This is a genomic window from Saccharothrix algeriensis, assembly GCF_016907655.1.
Classification (GTDB): domain Bacteria; phylum Actinomycetota; class Actinomycetes; order Mycobacteriales; family Pseudonocardiaceae; genus Actinosynnema; species Actinosynnema algeriense.
Window position 1 is genome coordinate 6,718,547 of record NZ_JAFBCL010000001.1, and the last position, 18,515, is coordinate 6,737,061.

General features: G+C 75.6%; 16 protein-coding genes. 11 read left to right on the plus strand and 5 right to left on the minus strand.

What is annotated here, in order from left to right; genetic code table 11:
* Nucleotides 1-614: 614 nt before the first annotated feature.
* Both JOE68_RS29940 and JOE68_RS29945 read right to left on the minus strand, forming a co-directional pair.
* On the minus strand, nt 615-1,592 hold the full coding sequence (locus JOE68_RS29940; RefSeq protein ID WP_204845717.1) for a Rieske (2Fe-2S) protein: 978 nt from the start codon (nt 1,590-1,592) through the stop codon (nt 615-617).
* Nucleotides 1,593-1,954: 362 nt separating this feature from the next.
* Nucleotides 1,955-2,887 (minus strand): phytoene/squalene synthase family protein, encoded by a 933-nt coding sequence (locus JOE68_RS29945; RefSeq protein ID WP_204846359.1) that lies wholly within the window; start codon nt 2,885-2,887, stop codon nt 1,955-1,957.
* 138 nt (nt 2,888-3,025) lie between these two features.
* Here JOE68_RS29945 and JOE68_RS29950 point away from each other — a divergent pair, with 138 nt between their 5' ends.
* From JOE68_RS29950 to JOE68_RS29975, 6 genes are all read left to right on the plus strand, one after another.
* Entirely contained in the window at nt 3,026-4,120 is a 1,095-nt protein-coding gene (locus JOE68_RS29950; protein ID WP_204845718.1) for a polyprenyl synthetase family protein, read from the plus strand.
* Between the two features lie 365 nt (nt 4,121-4,485).
* Nucleotides 4,486-4,671, plus strand: coding sequence for a hypothetical protein (locus JOE68_RS29955; RefSeq protein WP_204845719.1), 186 nt, complete (start codon nt 4,486-4,488; stop codon nt 4,669-4,671).
* An 83-nt stretch (nt 4,672-4,754) separates the two neighbouring features.
* On the plus strand, nt 4,755-7,376 hold the full coding sequence (locus tag JOE68_RS29960) for a CHAT domain-containing protein (RefSeq protein ID WP_307819983.1): 2,622 nt from the start codon (nt 4,755-4,757) through the stop codon (nt 7,374-7,376).
* A 215-nt stretch (nt 7,377-7,591) separates the two neighbouring features.
* Entirely contained in the window at nt 7,592-7,939 is a 348-nt protein-coding gene (locus JOE68_RS29965) for a hypothetical protein (RefSeq protein ID WP_204845720.1), read from the plus strand.
* A 426-nt stretch (nt 7,940-8,365) separates the two neighbouring features.
* Nucleotides 8,366-9,064 carry an MOSC domain-containing protein gene (locus tag JOE68_RS29970; protein ID WP_307819984.1) on the plus strand — a complete coding sequence of 233 codons (699 nt, stop codon included), beginning with the start codon at nt 8,366-8,368 and terminating at the stop codon, nt 9,062-9,064.
* Between the two features lie 146 nt (nt 9,065-9,210).
* Nucleotides 9,211-9,795 (plus strand): nitroreductase family protein, encoded by a 585-nt coding sequence (locus JOE68_RS29975; RefSeq protein ID WP_204845721.1) that lies wholly within the window; start codon nt 9,211-9,213, stop codon nt 9,793-9,795.
* Nucleotides 9,796-10,041: 246 nt separating this feature from the next.
* On the opposite strand, the gene JOE68_RS29980 is transcribed toward JOE68_RS29975, so the two are convergent.
* Entirely contained in the window at nt 10,042-10,767 is a 726-nt protein-coding gene (locus JOE68_RS29980) for a galactose-binding domain-containing protein (RefSeq protein ID WP_204845722.1), read from the minus strand.
* Nucleotides 10,768-10,923: 156 nt separating this feature from the next.
* Nucleotides 10,924-12,282, minus strand: a complete 1,359-nt coding sequence (locus JOE68_RS29985; protein WP_204845723.1) for a glutamate-cysteine ligase family protein — start codon at nt 12,280-12,282, stop codon at nt 10,924-10,926.
* Between the two features lie 220 nt (nt 12,283-12,502).
* On the opposite strand from JOE68_RS29985, the gene JOE68_RS29990 reads away from it, so the two are divergent.
* From JOE68_RS29990 to JOE68_RS30010, 5 genes are all read left to right on the plus strand, one after another.
* Nucleotides 12,503-14,065, plus strand: coding sequence for an amidohydrolase (locus JOE68_RS29990; RefSeq protein ID WP_239562399.1), 1,563 nt, complete (start codon nt 12,503-12,505; stop codon nt 14,063-14,065).
* Nucleotides 14,066-14,120: 55 nt separating this feature from the next.
* Nucleotides 14,121-14,900, plus strand: coding sequence for a class I SAM-dependent methyltransferase (locus JOE68_RS29995; protein ID WP_204845724.1), 780 nt, complete (start codon nt 14,121-14,123; stop codon nt 14,898-14,900).
* A gap of 105 nt (nt 14,901-15,005) precedes the next feature.
* Nucleotides 15,006-15,431 (plus strand): MarR family winged helix-turn-helix transcriptional regulator, encoded by a 426-nt coding sequence (locus JOE68_RS30000; protein WP_307819985.1) that lies wholly within the window; start codon nt 15,006-15,008, stop codon nt 15,429-15,431.
* A 218-nt stretch (nt 15,432-15,649) separates the two neighbouring features.
* Complete coding sequence (locus tag JOE68_RS30005; protein WP_204845726.1) at nt 15,650-16,312, plus strand: HD domain-containing protein; 663 nt, start codon at nt 15,650-15,652, stop codon at nt 16,310-16,312.
* 22 nt (nt 16,313-16,334) lie between these two features.
* Nucleotides 16,335-16,937 carry a DJ-1/PfpI family protein gene (locus JOE68_RS30010; protein ID WP_204845727.1) on the plus strand — a complete coding sequence of 201 codons (603 nt, stop codon included), beginning with the start codon at nt 16,335-16,337 and terminating at the stop codon, nt 16,935-16,937.
* A gap of 8 nt (nt 16,938-16,945) precedes the next feature.
* Here JOE68_RS30010 and JOE68_RS30015 read toward each other — a convergent pair whose 3' ends face one another.
* A complete protein-coding gene (locus tag JOE68_RS30015) occupies nt 16,946-18,412 on the minus strand; it encodes a protein adenylyltransferase SelO (RefSeq protein WP_204845728.1) in 1,467 nt (488 codons plus the stop codon).
* Between the last annotated feature and the right edge of the window lie 103 nt (nt 18,413-18,515).

An 18,515-nucleotide genomic window follows, 5' to 3' on the forward strand; every position in this document is an offset into this window, starting at 1 on the left:
GAGCGGCGCAGGCAGCCCAAGCGGCCCTGTGGCTCAGGTGGCTTGGTGGCTCAGGTGGCTTGGTGGCTCAAGCGGTCCGGTGGCTCAGGCAGCTCTGTAGCTCAAGCGGCTTGGCGGCTCAGGCGGTCCGGTGGCTCAGGCGGTCCGGTGGCTCAAGCGGCTTGGCGGCTCAGGCGGTTCGGTGGCTCTGCGACCGGCGGTCCGGCGGTGGTTCTGCGGCCCGGCGGTGGTTCTGCGACTTGGCGGTGGTTCTGCGGCCTGGCGGTGGTTCTGCGGCTTGGCGGCCCTGTGGTCGGCTGCTCTGCGACCTGGCGGCTCTGTGGTCGGCTGCTCTGCGACCGGCGGCCTCTGGGTTGCTCAAGGCTTGTCTGCTTACTCCATAGTGGAGTCGACCGGTCAACTACCTTGTCATTCGCAGTGTGGTGGAGTGGATGAAGGCTTTTTCGGCTACTAGTTGGAGATGACTGGTCAACTACTGGTTTATTGAGGTGATCTTAGGGTTACGGGTTGGCGGGTGTTGGTGTGAGACGACCGGTCAACTAATGGGGAGGTGGGTTAGTTGACCGGTCGTCTTGAAGGGGTGGGGCGGAGTTGATCAATGGTGTGAGTGCTGGTCAGGTTGGTAGGCGGCCGGTGCTGCGCAGGGCGTAGCGGCGTTCGGCGTAGGCCAGGTCGTCGCGCCAGAGGCGGGCCGCCGCCCAGCGCATCAGCGGGCGCAGTGCCGGTGCGGCGGGGCGGGCCAGGGCGAAGCCGCGGCGTGCCGAGTGCGCGATGGTCGCTTCGATCACCGCCGTCCGGGCCGCGCCGTCCCGACCGGGCGACAGGGGCGTGGCATGTGTCTCGACCACGCTGCCCTCGCCTTCGCCGGACACGATGTGCATCACGACGGTGCGGGGTTCGGGGCAGGTGAAGGCCGCTAGGACCGGCACGCCGACCCGACCCGCCAACCGGAACGTCACCTCCACCAGGAACCGGTCGTCCGCCTCCGACGCCGCGTCCACCACCCGCAGGTTCGCGAACGAGTACGGGTGGAACCAGGCGCCGTGCCACGGGTCCAGCCGGTTGGCCACCACGTCGTCCGGCTCGCACCGGCCGATCACCGTCATCACCGCGTCGACCGACCCCTGCGGCGGCCGTTCCGGCAGCACCGGCTCCAGCAGCGGCTCCTCACCGCCGACGTCGTCGAGCCGCACCCACGCCAGCACGCCGTCGTCATGAGCCGGGTACGGGCTCCACGCGCCGAACTTCCGGCCGTCCAGCGCCAACCCGTGCCACCGGCACACCAACCGCCCGTCGTGCACCGCGCCGTCGCACAGCGGCGCGCCCAGGTGCGGGCACTCGCCCGCGCCCGCCCGCAGCCGGCCTCCCCGGTCGCGCCACAGCACGACCTCCCGCCCGGCGACGGTCCGCCCGAACGGCGCGTCGGCCTTGACCTCCCGGCTCCCGGCCACCACGAACCAGTTCCCCGAAGGTTTGGCCTGCGCCCGTTTCAGCGCGGCCTCGATCAGCGCGGGCTTCGCGTCCCGCCACGTCGGCTCCTGCTCGGGCCAGGGGCGGCTGCGGAACAACCGCAGCGGAATGCGTTCTGACATCCAGCCTCCACTTCGGACGGTTCCGGTGCTCCGGACGGGGGCGGACCGGCCGGGGCACCGCCGACCTGCCGGCGCTGCTGACCCGCCGGCACCGCCGACCTGCCGGCGCTGCTGACCTGCCGGCGCTGCTGACCTGCCGGCACCACCGACCTGCCGGCACCGCCGACCAGTCGGCACGCACGGTGGTTGATGCGCACGGTGGTTGGTGCGCATTGCGGTCGACCGGCACGCCCGGCGGTCGACCGGCACGGGGAGCCGACCTCACCGGGAACGACGCGCCCAGGGATCGGCCGAAGCGGCGATCGGCCGGCACCGGGAAACCGGTGCCGGGAACCAGGTGCGGGGGGAGCCGGCACGGCGGGTCAGCCCGCGGCGGCCAGGGCTGCTCGGGCGAACGCCGGCAGCGCCACCGCGAGCCGCCCGCGCCGGGACACCACGACCCGGCGCGACACGATGTCGTAGTCGGCCTGCTCGATCAGGTCCAGGATCCGCCCGTACAGCCGGAACGCGGTGTCCACGCACGGCCGCGACCGGCGCGCGAGCATCCCCACCCCCGGCTCGGCCTCCCGGTACACCGCCCGCGTGCGCGCCACCTGGTGCGCCAGCGCCCGCCGGATGCGCGGATCGGTGCGGCCCGACCGGCGCGCCCACATCAGCAGCTCCCGGTCCACGCCGAACGCCGCCAGCTCGTCGGCGGGCAGGTACACGCGGCCCCGGTCGAGGTCTTCCCCCACGTCGCGCAGGAAGTTCGTCAGCTGGAACGCCACGCCCAGCGCCGCGGCGGCCGGCTCGGCCTCCTCCTGGGGGACGCAGGTGCCCAGCACCGGCAGGACCTGGAGCCCGATGACGGCCGCGGACCCGTGCACGTACCGGGACAGCGCCGCGTAGTCCGCGTAGTCGGTGACGGTCAGGTCCATCCGCATGGACGCCATGAAGTCGTGGAAGTGGCGGTGCGGGATGCCGTAGCGGCGGGCGGTGTCCACGACGGCCGCCACCACCGGGTGCGGGCCGGAGCCGGTCGCCAGGCCCTCGGCCAGCGCCGCGTCGAGCCGGGCCAGCTCGGCGGCGCGCTCGTCCGGCGTCCGGCCGTCGTGCACCTCGTCCACGATGTCGTCGACCCAGCGGGCGAACCCGTAGAGCGCGTGGACCGCCGGCCGCCGGCCGGGGCTCAGCAGCCGGGTGGCGAGGTAGTAGGTTCGGCCGTGCACGGCGTTGAGCGCGCGGCACCGCTGGTACGCCGCCCGCAGCGCGGGGTCCGTGATCGCGGCGGCGTCGAGTTCGCGGTCGACCGACATCGGGTTCGAGTCCTTCCCGGGGAGCACGGGACCAACGCTATGTCCGCGCGAGACGTCCCGCACAACGGGTGCGCTCGTCATGCAGCGCGCCGGGCGCGCTGCTTAGCTCATGCCTGACGCGGACGGTGAGGAGACGGCATGTCGCTGGCGAGTGCGATCGACCCGTGTGAGCAATCCCCGGTCGACGACGCGCTGCCCCGGCTCCTGCGCGAGGGGCTGGAGGCGTTCCTGCGCCACCGGCCGCACGCCGAGCCCGCCGCCGACCTCGTCGCCGAGCTGTCCGCCCTGGTGCTGTCCGGCGGGAAGCGGCTGCGCCCGACGTTCGCCTGGTGGGGCTGGCGCGCCGCCGGCGGCGAGTCGCGCGGCCCGCGGGCCGAGGCGGTGCTGCGCGCGCTGATCGCCCTGGAGCTGCTGCAAGCCTGCGCCCTGGTGCACGACGACGTCATGGACCGCTCGGCCACCCGCCGGGGGCGCGCCACCGCGCACCGCACGTTCGCCACCCGCCACGCGGCCGGCCGGTGGGCGGGCGACGCGGAGCACTACGGCGACTGCGCGGCCGTCCTGGTCGGCGACCTGGCGCTGGCCTGGGCGGACGACGCGCTGGTCACCGCCGGGCTGCCGGCCGACGCGCTGGTCCGGGCGTGGCAGCCGTGGCAGGCGATGCGCACCGAGATGATCGCCGGTCAGCACCTGGACCTGCTGGCGGGCGCGCGGCGGGAGGAGTCGCTGGAGCGGGCGCTGCGCGTGGCGCGGCTGAAGACGGCCTCCTACACCGTGCAGCGCCCGCTGCACCTGGGCGCCGCGCTGGCCAATGCCGCGCCCGAGGTCACCGGGGCGCTGTGCGCGTTCGGCCGGGACGTCGGGGTGGCCTACCAGCTGCGCGACGACCTGCTGGGCGTGTTCGGCGACGAGGAGGTCACCGGCAAGCCGGTCGGGGACGACCTGCGCGAGGGCAAGCGGACGCCGTTGATGGCCGTCGCCCTGGAACTGGCGCGCGCGGCCGACCGGCCCGAGGCGGTCCGGGAGCTGCGCCGCTGCCTGGACGGCGGCGAGGTCGACGCCGATGCGGTGCGGGAGCTGCTGCACGACCTCGGCGCGGTGGCGGCGGTGGAGCGGCGCATCGCCGTGCTGACGGCCCGGGGGCTGCGGGCGCTCACCCGCGTGCCGCTCGACCCGACCGCCCGCGGGCGGTTGATCGGGCTGGCCGACCGGGCCACCGCGCGGAAGCGCTGACGCGCCGCCTCCGCCGGCCGGCCCACCGCGCGCCACGCGGCGACGCAGCGCCTGCCTTGCCCCGCTGCGCCTCGTTGCGCCGCGCCCTGCCGACTGCGCTGTGCTGCACCGTCCGAGAAAAGATCACCGGCGCCTATTTCGCCGATCAGTGGAATTACACCACCTGATCGGGTGAACATTAGGCCGTTGTCGCACTTCAACGCGCGAGTGATGATGGAAGCGGCCGTTATTCCCTTGAATCATTACTCCGTTGTGTCACCATTAGTCCGTTCGAGCAGCCGGGGGGCTGCGGGAAGTGACTCGGTGAAGTCGACCGGGTCGTTCTTCCGAACCGGACAAATCCACTGGGGGAGAAGAGATCACTCATGGCCACCGTCAAGAAGGAACTCCTGCGCAAGCCCGTCGCGCGCAGCGCGAGCGCTCCGGCCGCGCCGGAGGCCCAGCCGGAAGAGCACGCTGAGCAGCACGGGCAGGAGCACTCGCACGAGGGCGACGAGCTGTCGCCGCTGTGCTCGGGCAACGGGTGCGTCCAGACGCCGCCCGACCACTGATCCTCTCGCGGAAGGCGGAGCCCGTCGACCGGGACCCGGGTCGGCGGGCTCTGGCCGCTCCACTTCTGTGCTGTCATGGACCGGTGCCAGTGATCGCCGCGCACGGCGACGCCGCGGTCGTCCGGGAGGCGCGTCGGCTGCACCGCGGCGGGGTCGACGCCTCGTGCTCCGGGCGGCACCGCGAGGCGGTGCGGCTGCTGGAGCGCGGCCGGCGGCTGGTCGAGGCGGTCGACCCCGTCGACCCGGAGGTCCGGGCCGAGTGGCGGATCACCCGCATCCGGCTGTCGTCCACGCTGGCGGTGCTGCTGGCGGAGTCCGCCGGCCCGGCCGCGGGCCTGGCCGGGCTGGCCGCGGTGCGGCTGCTGGTCGAGGAGGTGGCGGACCCGCTGGTGCGGGCGGAGCTGCGCGGGAGCGTCGACCACAACCGGGGCCTGCTGCTGCTCAACGCGGGCCTGATCGAGGACGGCGTGGCCGCCCTGGACTCCGCGCTGGACGGCGAGGAGCGCCGGCTCGCGGGCGGCGAACCCGGACCGCGGCTGGTCGAGCCGGTCGTCAAGACCCTGTGGAGCAGGGGCACCGCGCACACCAGGCTCGGGTCGGTCGCCGCGGCCCGGCAGGACCTGACCAGGGCCGTGGCGCTGGCGACCGAGCACGGCCTGTGGACCAGGGCGGCCGACGTGAGCCACGCCCTGGGGCGCCTGGACCTGCGCGTCGGCGACGTCCCGGCGGCCCTGCGGCGCTACGAGAGCAGCGAGCGCTCCTACCGCGCGCAGGGCCTGCCGGTGCCGGCGCTGCTGGGCCTGCACCGGGCGCAGGCGCTGCTGGCCGCCGGGCTCGCCGAGGAGGCGGGCCACCAGCTCGACCTGGTGCTGCCCGGGATGCGCGCCGAGCACAGCGTCACCCGCGACCTCGCCGACGTGGAGCTGTGCCGGGCGGTGGCCGCTCACCTGACCGGGGACGGGGAGCTGGCCCGCGCCATGGCGACCTGCGCCCGGCGGCGGATGCGCCGGTGGGGCTGCGCCACCTGCGTGGCCAACGCGACGCTGCTGGGGCTGCGCGTCGACGCGGAGGCGGCGCTGCGGTCGGACCGGGCGACCCGGTCGCTGCCCCGGCGCGCGGCCCGGTTCGCCGACGCGCTGCCCGTGCCCCGGCTGGCGGAGCAGGCCGCGCTCGCGCGCCTGCTGGCGGCGCGGCTGGAGCTGCGGCGGGGTGACCCGCAGGAGGCCGAGCGCCTGCTCGCCCGGGTGCCCCGGCCGGGGCGGCTGGCCCCCGTCGACCACCGGATGCTGCGCCGCCTGTGCCGGGCGGAGCTGGCCGTCGCGCGCGGGCGGCGCGGCGCGGCGCTGGCCGAGATCAGGGCCGGCCTGACCGAGCTGGACCACGTGCGCGACCGGATGGGCGGGCTGGACCTGCTGTCGGGGACGGCGCTGCACGGCCGGGAGCTGGCCGAGCTGGCGGTCCGCCTGGTGCTCGGCGGCGGTGACGCGCGCCGGCTGTTCGCCTGGCTGGAGCGGACGCGGGCGCAGCTGTACCGCTACGAGCCGCTGGTCCGCGCCGGGAACCCCGAACTGGCCGAGCGGATCGCCGAGGTGCGCAGCCTCACCCAGTCGATCCACCAGGCCGAGCACGACGGCCACCCGACCGCCGCGCTGCGCGCCCGGCGCGCCGAACGCCTCCGCGAGGCCAACCGGCTCGGCTGGCACAGCGGCCGGTGGGGCAGGCCGCGCCCGGTCGCCGCCCTGGCCGAGGTGGCGGCGCGGCTGGGCGACCGCGCCCTGGTCAGCTTCGCGTCCTCGGCGGACTCGCTGGTGGCGGTCGTCGTGGTCGGCTCCCGGGTCCGGCTGGCGCGGCTCGGGTCGGCCGGGCGCGCCGCGGAGAGCGCCCGGGTGCTCAACGCCGACCTCGACGCCCTGGCGCCGGACCACCTGCCCGACGCGCCGGCCCGGGTGGTGGCGGTGTCGGCCCGCCGGCAGGCGGACCGCCTCGACGGGCAGCTGATCGGGCCGCTGGCCGGGCTGGTCGGCGACCGGGAGCTGGTGGTCGTGCCGACCGGCGCGCTGTACGCGGTGCCGTGGGGCGTGCTGCCGGCGCTGCGGGGGCGGCCCGTGGCCGTGGCTCCCTCCGCGACCGCGTGGCTGGCCGCGGACCGCGCCGAGCGCCGGTCGACCGGCCGGACCGTGCTGGTGCGCGGTCCCGGCCTGCCCGCCGCGGTCGGCGAGGTCGACGGGCTGGGCGCGCACCACGCCTCCGCCGCGCTGCTGTGCGGGGAGCGGGCCACCGTGTCGGCCGTGCTCGGGGCGTTGGAGGGCGCCGAGATCGCGCACTTCGCCGCGCACGGCGTCCACGAGCCGGAGAACGCCCTGTTCTCCCGCCTGGAACTCGACGACGGCCCGCTGTACGCGCACGAGCTGGCCGGGGTGGCCGACCCGCCCCGGCAGGTCGTGCTGGCGTCCTGCGAGCTGGCGCTCAACCGCATCCGCTCCGGCGACGAGCCCCTCGGGTTCGCCAGCGCGCTGCTGGCGAGCGGCTCGCGGGTGGTGGTCGCGCCGCTGAGCCGGGTCGGTGACCAGGCGTGCGCCGCGACGATGGACGACTACCACCGCGGCCTGGCCGCCGGCGCGCAGCCCGCCGCGGCGCTGGCGGACGCGGTCGCCGCCGACCCGCTGCGCCGCCCGTTCGTCTGCCTCGGCAGCGGGCGGGTGTGACGGCGTCGTGCCCGTTTCACACCGGAGTGGCTCTGGAACGGGTTAACGCCGTCGCGGTACGTCGATGGATTGGCCATTCGGATTTCTTTGCGACACCACATCGTCGGGTTCAGCCGCCCGTCGGTGGGGGCTTCCGCGAATGGGGAATCCGGGCGGTCGCGGCGGGTAATCCACGGCCTGGTGCAACACCCGACCCAGGATGAGTGGAGACCATGATGACGAACAAGCACAAGGCGTTCCTCGCGGTGATCGCGCTCGGTTCGGTCCTCGGCGGCGGCGTCGCCTCGGCCGACGCGCCGCCGCAGGACCCGGCGGGCAAGTCCTACGAGTGCTCGGCGCTGGCCAGCGCCTCCTCCGACCAGGGGCAGTCCGCCCTGGCCGCCGAGGGCCTGGACCCCGCCCAGGTCACCGGGCCGGTCGGCCTGATGTGCGGCGCCGGGCAGCGGGCCGCGCAGGACGGGTTCGAGGCCAAGCTGGCCGGCATCGAGGGCATCGCCTACACCTGCACCAAGGCGGAGGAGAAGAAGCTGGGGATCGTCGTCTTCAGCGAGTGCAAGGCGTGAGCGCACGCCGTTGAGGGCGCCCCTCGGGGGCTCGCCCGACCGGCGGCCGGCCGTTCTTCGCGCAACGGCCGGCCGCCGGTCGGCGTGAACGGGCGCGGGGCAGCGGGAATCGGTCGCGGCGTGTCACCGGATGGGGCGATCGGCGCGCTTCCCGGTTTTTCCCGGGATCGGCGCGGAATCCTCGGGGCGGATCGCCCGACCCGGCGACCGGGGTCACCGCCGACGTGGTCGAGCCGGTGGGGGCGCCCGCCGGGACCGCGTTGTCGGAGCCGTTCCGGGGTCGGCCCCCGGAGCCGGGGCGGTCCGCGATCGCGGGGTGACGACGAGCCCGGCCCGACACGACCGTCCATTGAGGACAGTCGTGTCGGACCGGGCTCGCCGTCGTCCGGGTGGGTGCCCGCGATCGGCGCCGGCTAGGGTGAGCCCGTGTGGGGAGTGGTGGAAGCGCTGTGGCGTTATCCGATCAAGTCGACCGGCGGTGAACGGCTGACGCGGGTGGAGGTCGAGCCGCGCGGTGTGGTCGGCGACCGGCTCTGGGCGGTGCGCGACGCGAACGGCAAGTTCGGCTCGGGCAAGAACACCCGGCGGTTCCGGCGGATGCCGGGGTTGCTGCTGCTGGGTTCGCGGCACCGGGGTGAGGACGAGCCGGAACTGCTCGACCCGGACGGGCGGCCGGTGCCCGACGCCGACGCCTACCTGCGGGCCTACCTGCGCCGCGACGACGTGTCCCTGGCGCGCGAAGCCGGGATCTCGCACTTCGACCAGCTGCCGGTGAGCGTGGTGACCACCGCGACGCTGGACTGGGTGCGGCGGGCGGTGCCGGGCGTGGCCGTGGACGAGCGGCGGTTCCGCTGCAACGTCGTGGTCCGCACCCCGCCGGGCACCCCGCCGTTCGTGGAGGACGACTGGCTGGGCCGCAGCGCGGTGATCGGCGGGACGACGCGGCTGGGGTTCGTGCGCGCCAGCGAGCGCTGCGTCATGGTCAACGAGGCCCAGCCCGGCCTGCCGCACTCGTCCGCGGTGCTCAAGGTGATCAGCGCTGCGCACGACACCCGCCTGGACGCCCTGGCCACGGTGCTGGCGCCCGGCAGCATCGGGCTCGGCGACCCGGTCGTCCCGGCCTGAACCGGCCCGGCGCCGGTGCGCGGCGGTTCCCGATCGGCGGCTTGTCCCGCGGGCGCCACCGGCGCGACGATGGACCGGTGGCGCTGCCCGGCCGGGTCGGGGCGGCGCCACGGATGCCGTCGCAGCCGATCTACCCCGGGAGTACCGTGGAATTCCAGGACGTGGTGCGCCGCAGGCGCATGGTGCGCAACTTCACCGACGAGCCGGTCGCCGACGCGAGCGTGCAGCGGATCATGCGCAACGCGCAGCGCGGCCCGTCGGCCGGGTTCTCCCAGGGGCAGGGGTTCCTCGTGCTGCGGGGGGCGGAGCGGGAGCGCTTCTACGGGCTGGTCGCGCAGCTGTGGACCTTCGACTCGGTCAAGGTCGCGCCCGTGCTGGTCATCGCCTTCGCGGTGAAGGACGCCTACCTCGACCGGTACGCGGAGCCGGACAAGGGGTGGACCGACCGCGGCGAGCACCACTGGCCCGTCCCGTTCTGGCACATCGACACCGGGATGGCCGTGCTGCTCATCCTCCAGACGGCCGTCGACGAGGGGCTCGGCGCGGTGTACTTCGGCATCGGCGCGGAGGACTTCGACCCGCTGCGCGCCGAGTTCGGCGTGCCCGCCGACCACGTGCCGATCGGCGCGATCGCGATCGGGCACCCCGCCGACGAGCCGCCGATCCCGACCTCGTCGTGGACCCGCAAGCGCCGGGACTTCACCGAGGCGGTGCGCTTCGGCCACTGGTGACCGCGGGCCAGCCGGGGACCACCGATCGGGTCCACCCGACCGCGGGGGCGCTTCACCGGGGCTTGTCCATCCACATCGGACAAGTCATTGCCGAGTCGGGTGATCGGCCCGCTCGTCAAGCACCGACCGCGATCCACCGCCGGCAGGGCGGCCGACAGCTCTCCTGCGGTGCGCCTTGGCGTCCACAATGGACAGAAGTCGGCCGTCCGGCCCGGCGGCGCGGCAGGTCGCCGGGCCGGGCGCGGCTCACCGCGCGAACACCTGGATCTCGTTGACCCTGGTGTACGTCGGCTGGTGCGAGGGGCCGACCTTGGCCAGGATCTTGACGCCCTTGGTCCTGCGCGGCGGGAACCGCACCGTCAGCTCGTCGGAGGTGTTGTAGTTGTAGGTGCGGACGGTGTCCCACCAGCCCTCGTCCTCGTGCAGCACCTGCACGTCGAAGTCGCGCAGCTCGTAGCCGTCGGTGGTGTGGACGACGACGCGGCTCACCGGGCGCTGGTGGGGCCAGCGGACGAACACCCACTCCGGGTTGGTCGTCGGCGACCGGTCGATGTCGTTGGCCCAGCTGTGCTCGCCGCCCAGCAGCGTGCTGGTGTCGCCGTCGTTGACCTTGGCGGCCGAGTAGCCCGTGAACGTGGACGACGCGGTGGCCTTGCCGGACAGGGCGAAGTTCTCACCCGGCCTGGGCGGTGGCGCCGAGGGGTGCGAGGTGGTGGTCGGCGGGTAGGTGGTGGAGGGCGGGTAGGCGGTCGTCGTCACGTCGGTCGGCGCGGTGGTGGTCGGGCCGGTGGTCGTGGGTCCGGTGGACGTCGTCGTGGGTGCGGTGACCGTGGCCGTGGTCGGTGCGGCGGGGTCCGGCGGTTGCGCCGATGAGGACTGGTCGGCGAGCGCGGCGGGCGCGAGGGCGGTCACGACCGCCAGGCCGAGCAGCGCGAGCGCGACCCGGAGCGGTTTTCCGGCAGGGGAGGCCAACGGGTTTCCTCTCATCGGGTGGCAGGGGGGCGGGAGGGCCCGATCGGCCCGTCCCGCTGGGGGAACGGTGCCCGGTCCCGCCGCCGGTTCCCACCGCCGATGCGGCTAAGCGCCCCCGCCCCGAACGGCTCCGCCGCTCCCGGCCCGGTCCGGCGGCTACACCCGGTACGCGGCCACGTAACGGGCGGGGTCGCGGCCGAACTCGCCCTCCCAGCGCCGGATCACCCGGTCGGCGAAGGTGGTCCCGGTCTCGACGACCTCCTCGACCGGGTCGAGGTAGCCCAGCACCTCCGCGCGCTCCAGCCCGGCGGCCACGCGGGCGGCCAGCCCGGCGCGCGCCAGCCGCAGCAGCTCGCGCCCCAGCTCGCGCACCGGCACGCCGCCCGCCGCGGCCGACAGCCCCCGCGCGGGCACGTCCCGGATCGCCTGCCGCAGTTCCGCGGCGGTGTGGTGGCGCAGCAGCTCCCACGCGGCCAGGCGGGACGGCCGGTGGTAGGTCAGGCCCACCCACAGCGCGGGCACGGCCTGGACGTGCGGGTAGGCGGGGCCGTCCGCGGCGCGCAGCTCCAGCGTGCGGCGCACCCGCACCTCGGTCCACACCTGCGACAGGTGGGAGGTCCAGTCGTCCCAGGTGGGCATCGAGCCGTCGGGGAAACCGCGCTCCAGCAGCTCGCCGAAGGCGCTCCCGCCCGCCGCGCGGTAGGCGCCGTCGGCGGTCCGGTGGTAGATCATGGGCAGGCCCAGCGCCCACTCCACGAAGTCCTCGGCGGTCATGCGGTCCCGCAGCCCGACGGGCAGCAGGCCGCAGCGCCGCGGATCGGTCCTCAGCCAGCCCTGGCAGCGCCGCGACTGCAACCCGGTCAGCTCGCCGCCCTCCAGGGGCGAGTTCACGAACAGCGCGGCCACGACCGGCGACGCGGCGACGTGCACCCGCACCTTCTCCGCCAGGTCGTCGGCCGAGGTGTAGTCGAGCGTGGCCTGCGTGGACAGGGTCAGCGCCATGACCACCTGCCCCAGCGAGCCCGCGTCGCCGAGGTCGTCGAAGAACCCGCGCATGAGCGCGCCGCGCGGCTTGGGCACCCACGGCACGTCCGCCAACCGGTTGAACGGCAGGTTCGCGCCGGGCAGGACGGCCAGGCCGAGGCCGCGCGCGACCTCGGCGAGGTGGTCCACCGCCTGCCGCAGGCCGGTGACGGCGGTCGCCAGGTCGGCGACGGGCGGCGAGGCGTACTCCAGCGCCCCGCCGTGCTCCAGGGTGATCTCCGTGCCGTCGCCGGTGCGCACGCCCGTCAGGTGCTCGCCGTCGTGCAGCGGTTCGCCGCCGGTCTCGGCCTGCACCACCCGCAGGAGGTCGCGCACACCGTTGCGGTCGGCGTAAGGCGCGGCCATCCCGGTTTGGGGGTCGACCACGGCGTTCTCGATCTCCACCCCGATCAGTTCCCGAGTTTCACCCGATTTAGTGAACAGGGACGCGAGTTCTGCTCGGCTGAGCGACTTGGTGGTGCTCGACGGCATCTCGCCTCACCCTCTCCGAAAGACCGGTCGGGCCACGTCCCGCCGCGATCCGCCGGCGGGCGCGCGGGCCGGTGGTGACACGCACGCGTGACATCACTACCCGAAAGAATCGAATGTCACTCCTGCTGTGGATCTTGCACGACGGGTGGGTGAAGATGCCAGGGGCACGGTGCTCCGCGTGCCCTCCGAGGTGGGCCCCGCCCTGGAAGAACGGCCAGCCATGAACTTCGTCCCGAACGAGCTCCTGCCGCGGTCGGCCGCCACCGCCACGCCGGGCAGCGCCGGCGCGGCTCCCGGCGGCGCCCCGCCCACGCCCGGCACCGCCCCCGCGGCGCCCGCGGCCACGTCCGGCCCCACCACCTCCGGCCCCACCACCTCCGGCCCCACCACCTCCGGCCCCATCGCGCCCGGCCCCGTCGCGCCCGGTCCCGCCACCCCCGGCTCCGTCGCGCCCGGCGGCGCCACCCCCGAGGCCCCCGCGCCCGGCGGCATCGCGCCCGCCGGTCCCACCGCGGTGCCCGGGAGCGCCACCGCCCTGCCCGACGGCGTCACCGTGGTGGCCCGCGGCACCGCGGCCGGCCCCGACCTCACCGCACCGGTGGTCGACCTCGGCGCGGGCCGGGGCCCGGCGTGGCTGGACGCCTGGCTCGCCGCCAACCTCGGCCAGGTGATCGCCTGGCGGCGCGCCCTCCACGCCCACCCGGAGCTCAAGCGCCGGGAGTTCCGCACCACCCGCACGATCGTCGGCGTCCTGCGGTCGGTGGGGCTGGGCGCGCGGGTGCTGCCCATCGACACCGGGGTCATCTCCGAGGTCGGCTCGGGCCCGCGGTGCGTGGCGCTGCGCGCCGACATCGACGCCCTGCCCGTCACCGAGGGCGTCGACTTGCCGTTCAAGTCCTGGATCCCCGGCGTGGCGCACGCCTGCGGGCACGACGCGCACACCGCGATCCTGCTCGGCGCGGCGGCGGCGCTGGCGTCCGCGCCCGAGCTGCCCGGCCGCGTCCGCCTGCTGTTCCAGCCCGCCGAGGAGGAGCCGGGCGGTGCGCACGACGTCATCGCGGCCGGTGGCCTGGAGGGCGTGGAGCGGATCTTCGGGCTGCACTGCGACCCGAAGCTGACCGTCGGCACCGTGGGCACCCGCGTCGGGCCGGTGACCTCGGCGTGCGACATGATCGAGCTGAAGCTGTCGGCGCACCCCGAACCGCACGGCGACGTCCACACCGACGTGGTGCACGGGCTGGGCGTGGTGGCCACGGGCCTGCCGTCCATGCTGGCCCGCCGCGTCGACCCGCGCGCCGGCACGGTGCTCGCCTGGGGCCTGATGGACGCCCCGGGGACCGACTGCGGCACGCCGTGCGAGGGCACCCTGCGCGGCACCCTGCGCACCGGGGACTCGAAGGTCGGCGCGCAGCTCACCGGCCTGGTCGAGGAGATCGTCGACTCCCTGCTGCAACCGCTGGGCGTGCGGTACCGGCTCGACCACCTCCCGGCCGTGCCGGTGGTCGACAACGACGCCACGAGCACGCTGATGCTCCAGAGCGCCGTCGAGGCGGCCGTCGGGCCGGCGGCGCTGGTGCCCACGGCGCAGTCCTCCGGCGGCGAGGACTTCGGCTGGTACCTGGAGCACGTGCCCGGCTCCTACGCGCGCCTGGGCGTGTGGTCGGGGGAGGGCCCGCAGTGCGACCTGCACCAGCCCGGGTTCCGGCTGGACGAGCGCGCGATCGCGGTGGGGGTGCGGACGATGGTGCACGCGGCCCTGACCGCCCTGTCGGCCGGCGCCTGACCGGCCACCGCCGACGGTGTGGTCCCGTGCCGGCGGCGTCGATACGGTGGCGGGCGTGGACGAGGACGAACGGCTGCGCCACGCTTCGTCGTTCGGTGCGGCGGCGACCGCCTACGCGGAGCACCGCCCGGGCTACGCGGTCGCCGCGGTGCGCTGGGCGCTGGCCCCCGCGCCCGGTCCCCGCGTGCTGGACCTCGGGGCCGGCACCGGCAAGCTGACCGCCGCGCTGGTCGCGCTGGGGGTCGAGGTCGTCGCGGTCGAGCCGGACTCGGCGATGCTCGCCGAGCTGCGCCGCTCGCTGCCGGGCGTGCGCGCCCTGCCGGGCAGCGCCGAGGCGGTGCCGCTGCCGGCCGCGTCGGTCGACGCGGTGCTGGCCGGCAACGCCCTGCACTGGTTCGACATGGCCGTCGCGGGGCCCGAGATCGCCCGGGTCCTGGCGCCCGGCGGCGTCCTGGCCGGCCTGTGGAACGTCGTGGACGACGGGGTCGAGTGGGTCGCCGGGCTCGCCGGGGTCGGCGGGAGCGCGGCCATCGGCCCGCGCGACACGCCCGCCGGCTGGCGCGCCGAGACGGCCGGCGCGCACCTGCCGGAGGCCGGTGGGCCCGCCCGGTTCGGCTCGTCGGAGCAGGCGTTGTTCCCGCACGGGCAGCGGCGCACCGCCGACTCCCTGGTCGCCACCCTCGCGACGCGCGCGGGGGTGCTGGTCATGCCGCGGCAGGAGCGGGAAGCCGCGCTGGGCCGGATCCGCGCCTTCCTCGCGGGCAGGCCGGAGACCGCCCGCGGCGAGTTCACCTTCCCGATGCGGACCGGGGTGCTGCGCGCCCGGCGGCTGTGAAGCGCCACCGCGATCCGCGCGGGACCGGGCCGCCGCGGTGACACCGGTCCGGGGCGCGCCGCGCCGGTGGCGACCGGGTCGCGGGGGGTGCGGGAGACTGGGGCCGTGAACGACCGAACCCGTCCGCCGGTGTCCAGCACCTCGATCGTCGTCCTGGCCCTGGCCCGCAGGATCGAGAACGAACTCGGTGCCGCCCTGGCGCCGCTGGACCTCACGGTCGCCAGGCTGGGGCTGCTCGGGCACATCTCGGGCGTGCCGGGCGCGTCGTTCAGCGAGTTGGCGCGGATGTCGGGCACGTCCGTGCAGTCCGTGCACGCGGCGGTGAAGGCGCTGGTCAACGCCGGCCTGGTGCGCGACCTCAACGCCCGGCCGGGCTCCGCGTCGACGATCGAGCTGACGCCGGAGGGCGCGCGCCTGCTCCAGCGGGCCCGCGAGGCGGTCTCCGCCGTGGACGAACGCCTGTTCGGCGAAGCCGCCGACCCGGTGCAGCGGCAGGTCGGGGCGGCCGTGCGGGCGGCGTTCCTCGCCTGACCCCCCTCGCCTGACCCCCCTCGCCCGATCCCCGCTCGGCGGTCCGGTCGCCCCGTTCGACCCACCCACCTTCAAGACGGTTGAAGCTTGCGCTAGGCTTCAGTCACCTTGAAGGTTGGCGGTCGCTCGAACCCCGTGCCGCTCCCGGCCCGGTCCGCCCGGCCGCCGACCTGCCCGCGCCCGCGCGGGACCCGCCTCCCACGGAAAGCCGACCGACCATGGAAATCCACGGCGACCTGCCGTTCCCGGACACCGCACTGGCCACCGCCGCGACGCGCTTCGCCCGCGACATCGAGGGGCCGGCGATCTTCAACCACAGCATCAGGACCTACCTCTACGGCCGGTTCCTCGGCGAGCAGCGCGGCTGGCGGCCCGACGAGGACTACGACGACGAGCTGCTGTTCCTGGGGTGCGTGCTGCACGACGTCGGGCTCAGCGAGGAGGGCAACGGCGACCAGCGCTTCGACGTCGACGGGGCCGACCTGGCCGCCCGGTTCCTCACCGAGCGGGGCGTGGCCGCCGACCGCGTCGAGGTCGTCTGGGACGCGATCGCCCTGCACCTGACCTTCGAGGTCGCCCAGCGCAAGCGGCCGGAGATCGCGCTGGTGACCGCGGGTGCGGGCTACGACCTGACGCCGGACGCCGAGCACCCGCTGCCCGCCGGCTACGCCGAGCGCGTCCACCGGGTGCTGCCCCGCCTGGGCGGCGCGGTCGAGCTGCGCAACGCGGTCGTGGCCCAGGCGCTGGCCAACCCGCTCAAGGCCCCGCCGTACAGCCTGCCCGCCGAACTCGTGCGCCAGGAGACCGGCCGGCCGTGGCCGACCTGGGAGCAGCTGATGGGCCAGGAGCCGAGCTGGCACGACTACGACCCGCGGAACTGACCCCGGACCGGGAGCGGACACCATGACCACGTACGGCCTGCTCGTCTTCGACGAGGTGGAGGAGCTGGACTTCGCCGGCCCCTGGGAGGTCTTCACCACCTCCGCGATCCTGCGCGGCGGCGGGGACGGCGCGCTGCTGCTCGCCGAGCGCCCCGACCCCGTCCGGTGCGCCAAGGGCCTGCGGGTCCTGCCCGACCGGGTCCTGGACGACCACCCGCCGCTGGACGTGCTGCTCGTCCCGGGCGGCCGGGGCGCGCGCGTGGTCCAGCCCCGCAACCCCGCGGTGACCGGGTGGGTCGCCAGGGCGGCCGGGGCGGCCCCGTGGGTCGCCGGCGTGTGCACCGGGGCGTTCCTGCTGCACGCCGCCGGCGTCGCGCGGGGCCGGCGGGTGGCCACGCACCGGGACTACGAGGACGCCCTGGAGCGGCAGGGCGACGTGGTGGTCGTCAGGGACGCCCGCTACGTCGTGGACGGCGACCTCGTCACCAGCCAGGGCGTCTCCGCCGGGATCGACGCCGCGCTCTGGCTGGTGGGCCGCCTGCACGGCCGCGACCACGCCCGCCGGGTCCGCCGCGAGCTGCAGTACGAGCCCGCCCCGCCGTACCTGGCGGACGAACCGCTCTGACCGCGGCCTCAGGTCCCGCAGAAGGTCTGGTAGGAGGCGCCGAAGTCCTCCGGGGCGGGCGCGGCGTAGCGCTCCAGGCCGGGGCGCTCCTCGTACGGCGAGGTGACCGCTTCCAGGAGGCGGCCCAGCGGGTCGAGGTCCCCCGCCGTCGCGGCGGCGAGGGCCTCCTCGACCAGGTGGTTGCGGGGGACGTAGGCGGGGTTCGCGCGGTCCATCGCCCCGGCGTCCGGGCCCAGCGCCCGCCAGCGGTCCAGCCAGCCGTCGATCCCGGCGAGGTCGAGGAACAGCTCGCGCGCCGGCTCGGCGTCGCCGCGGGCGGCGTCGCCGAGCCGGCGGTGGAACGAGGTGTGGTCGACGTGGTTGTCGTGCAGCAGGACGAGCAGGTCGTCGACCAGCGGCGCGGCCACCGCGTCCGCCACCGCGCCGGGCAGGCCGAGCTTGACCCGCATCCCCGCCGACCAGGCGCTGCCGTACCGCTCGCGGAACCCGGCCAGCGCCTCGGTCGCCAGCGCGATCGCCCGCTCCTGGTCGTCGGCCAGCAGCGGGAGGAGGGCTTCGGCGAACCGCGCCAGGTTCCACTCGGCGACCAGCGGCTGGTTGCCGTAGGCGTAGCGCCCGCCGTGGTCGATGGAGCTGTAGACGGTGGCCGGGTCGAACGCCTCCATGAACGCGCACGGCCCGTAGTCGATGGTCTCGCCCGAGATCGTCATGTTGTCGGTGTTCATGACGCCGTGGACGAACCCGACGAGCATCCACCGCGCCACCAGCGACGCCTGGGCGCCGAGCACCGCCTCGAACAGCGCGAGGTAGCGGTTGCCGGCGTCCGCGGCGTCGGGGTGGTGGCGGGCGATGGCGTGGTCGGCCAGGCGGCGCAGGAGGTCGACGTCGCCCGTGGCGCGGGCGTACTGGAAGCTGCCGACCCGCAGGTGGCTGCTCGCGACCCGGGCGAGCACGGCTCCCGGCAGCACGGTCTCGCGGCGCACCGGCTGCCCGGTCGCCACCACCGCGAGGGAGCGGGTCGTGGGGATCCCGAGGGCGTGCATCGCCTCGCTGACGACGTACTCGCGCAGCATCGGGCCGACCACCGCCAACCCGTCGCCGCCGCGGGCGAACGGCGTGCGCCCGGAACCCTTCAGGTGCAGGTCGCGCGGGTGGCCGTCGACGTGGTCGACCTCGCCGAGCAGCAGCGCGCGGCCGTCGCCGAGCCGCGGGGAGTAGTGCCCGAACTGGTGCCCGGCGTAAGCCTGCGCCACCGGGGTCGCGCCGGCCGGGACGTCGTTGCCCACCAGCAGGCGCAGCCCTTCGGGACCGCGCAGCCACGCGGCGTCCAGGCCGACCTGCGCGGCCAGCGGCTCGTTGAGCACGAGCAGGCGCGGCGCGGGGGCGCGCTCGGCCTGCCAGGGGACGGCCATCTCCGGGAGCGCACGGGCGAAGTGGTCGTGCAGGGTGACGGTCGGTGGCGGTGCGGTGCTCACCAACCCAAGGTACGTGGCGTGACGCCGCCGCGTGGCACGGCGGACCGGGAAGCACCCCGATGCCGGAGCGGCGGGGGCATCACCCGACCGGGCCGCGCTCGCG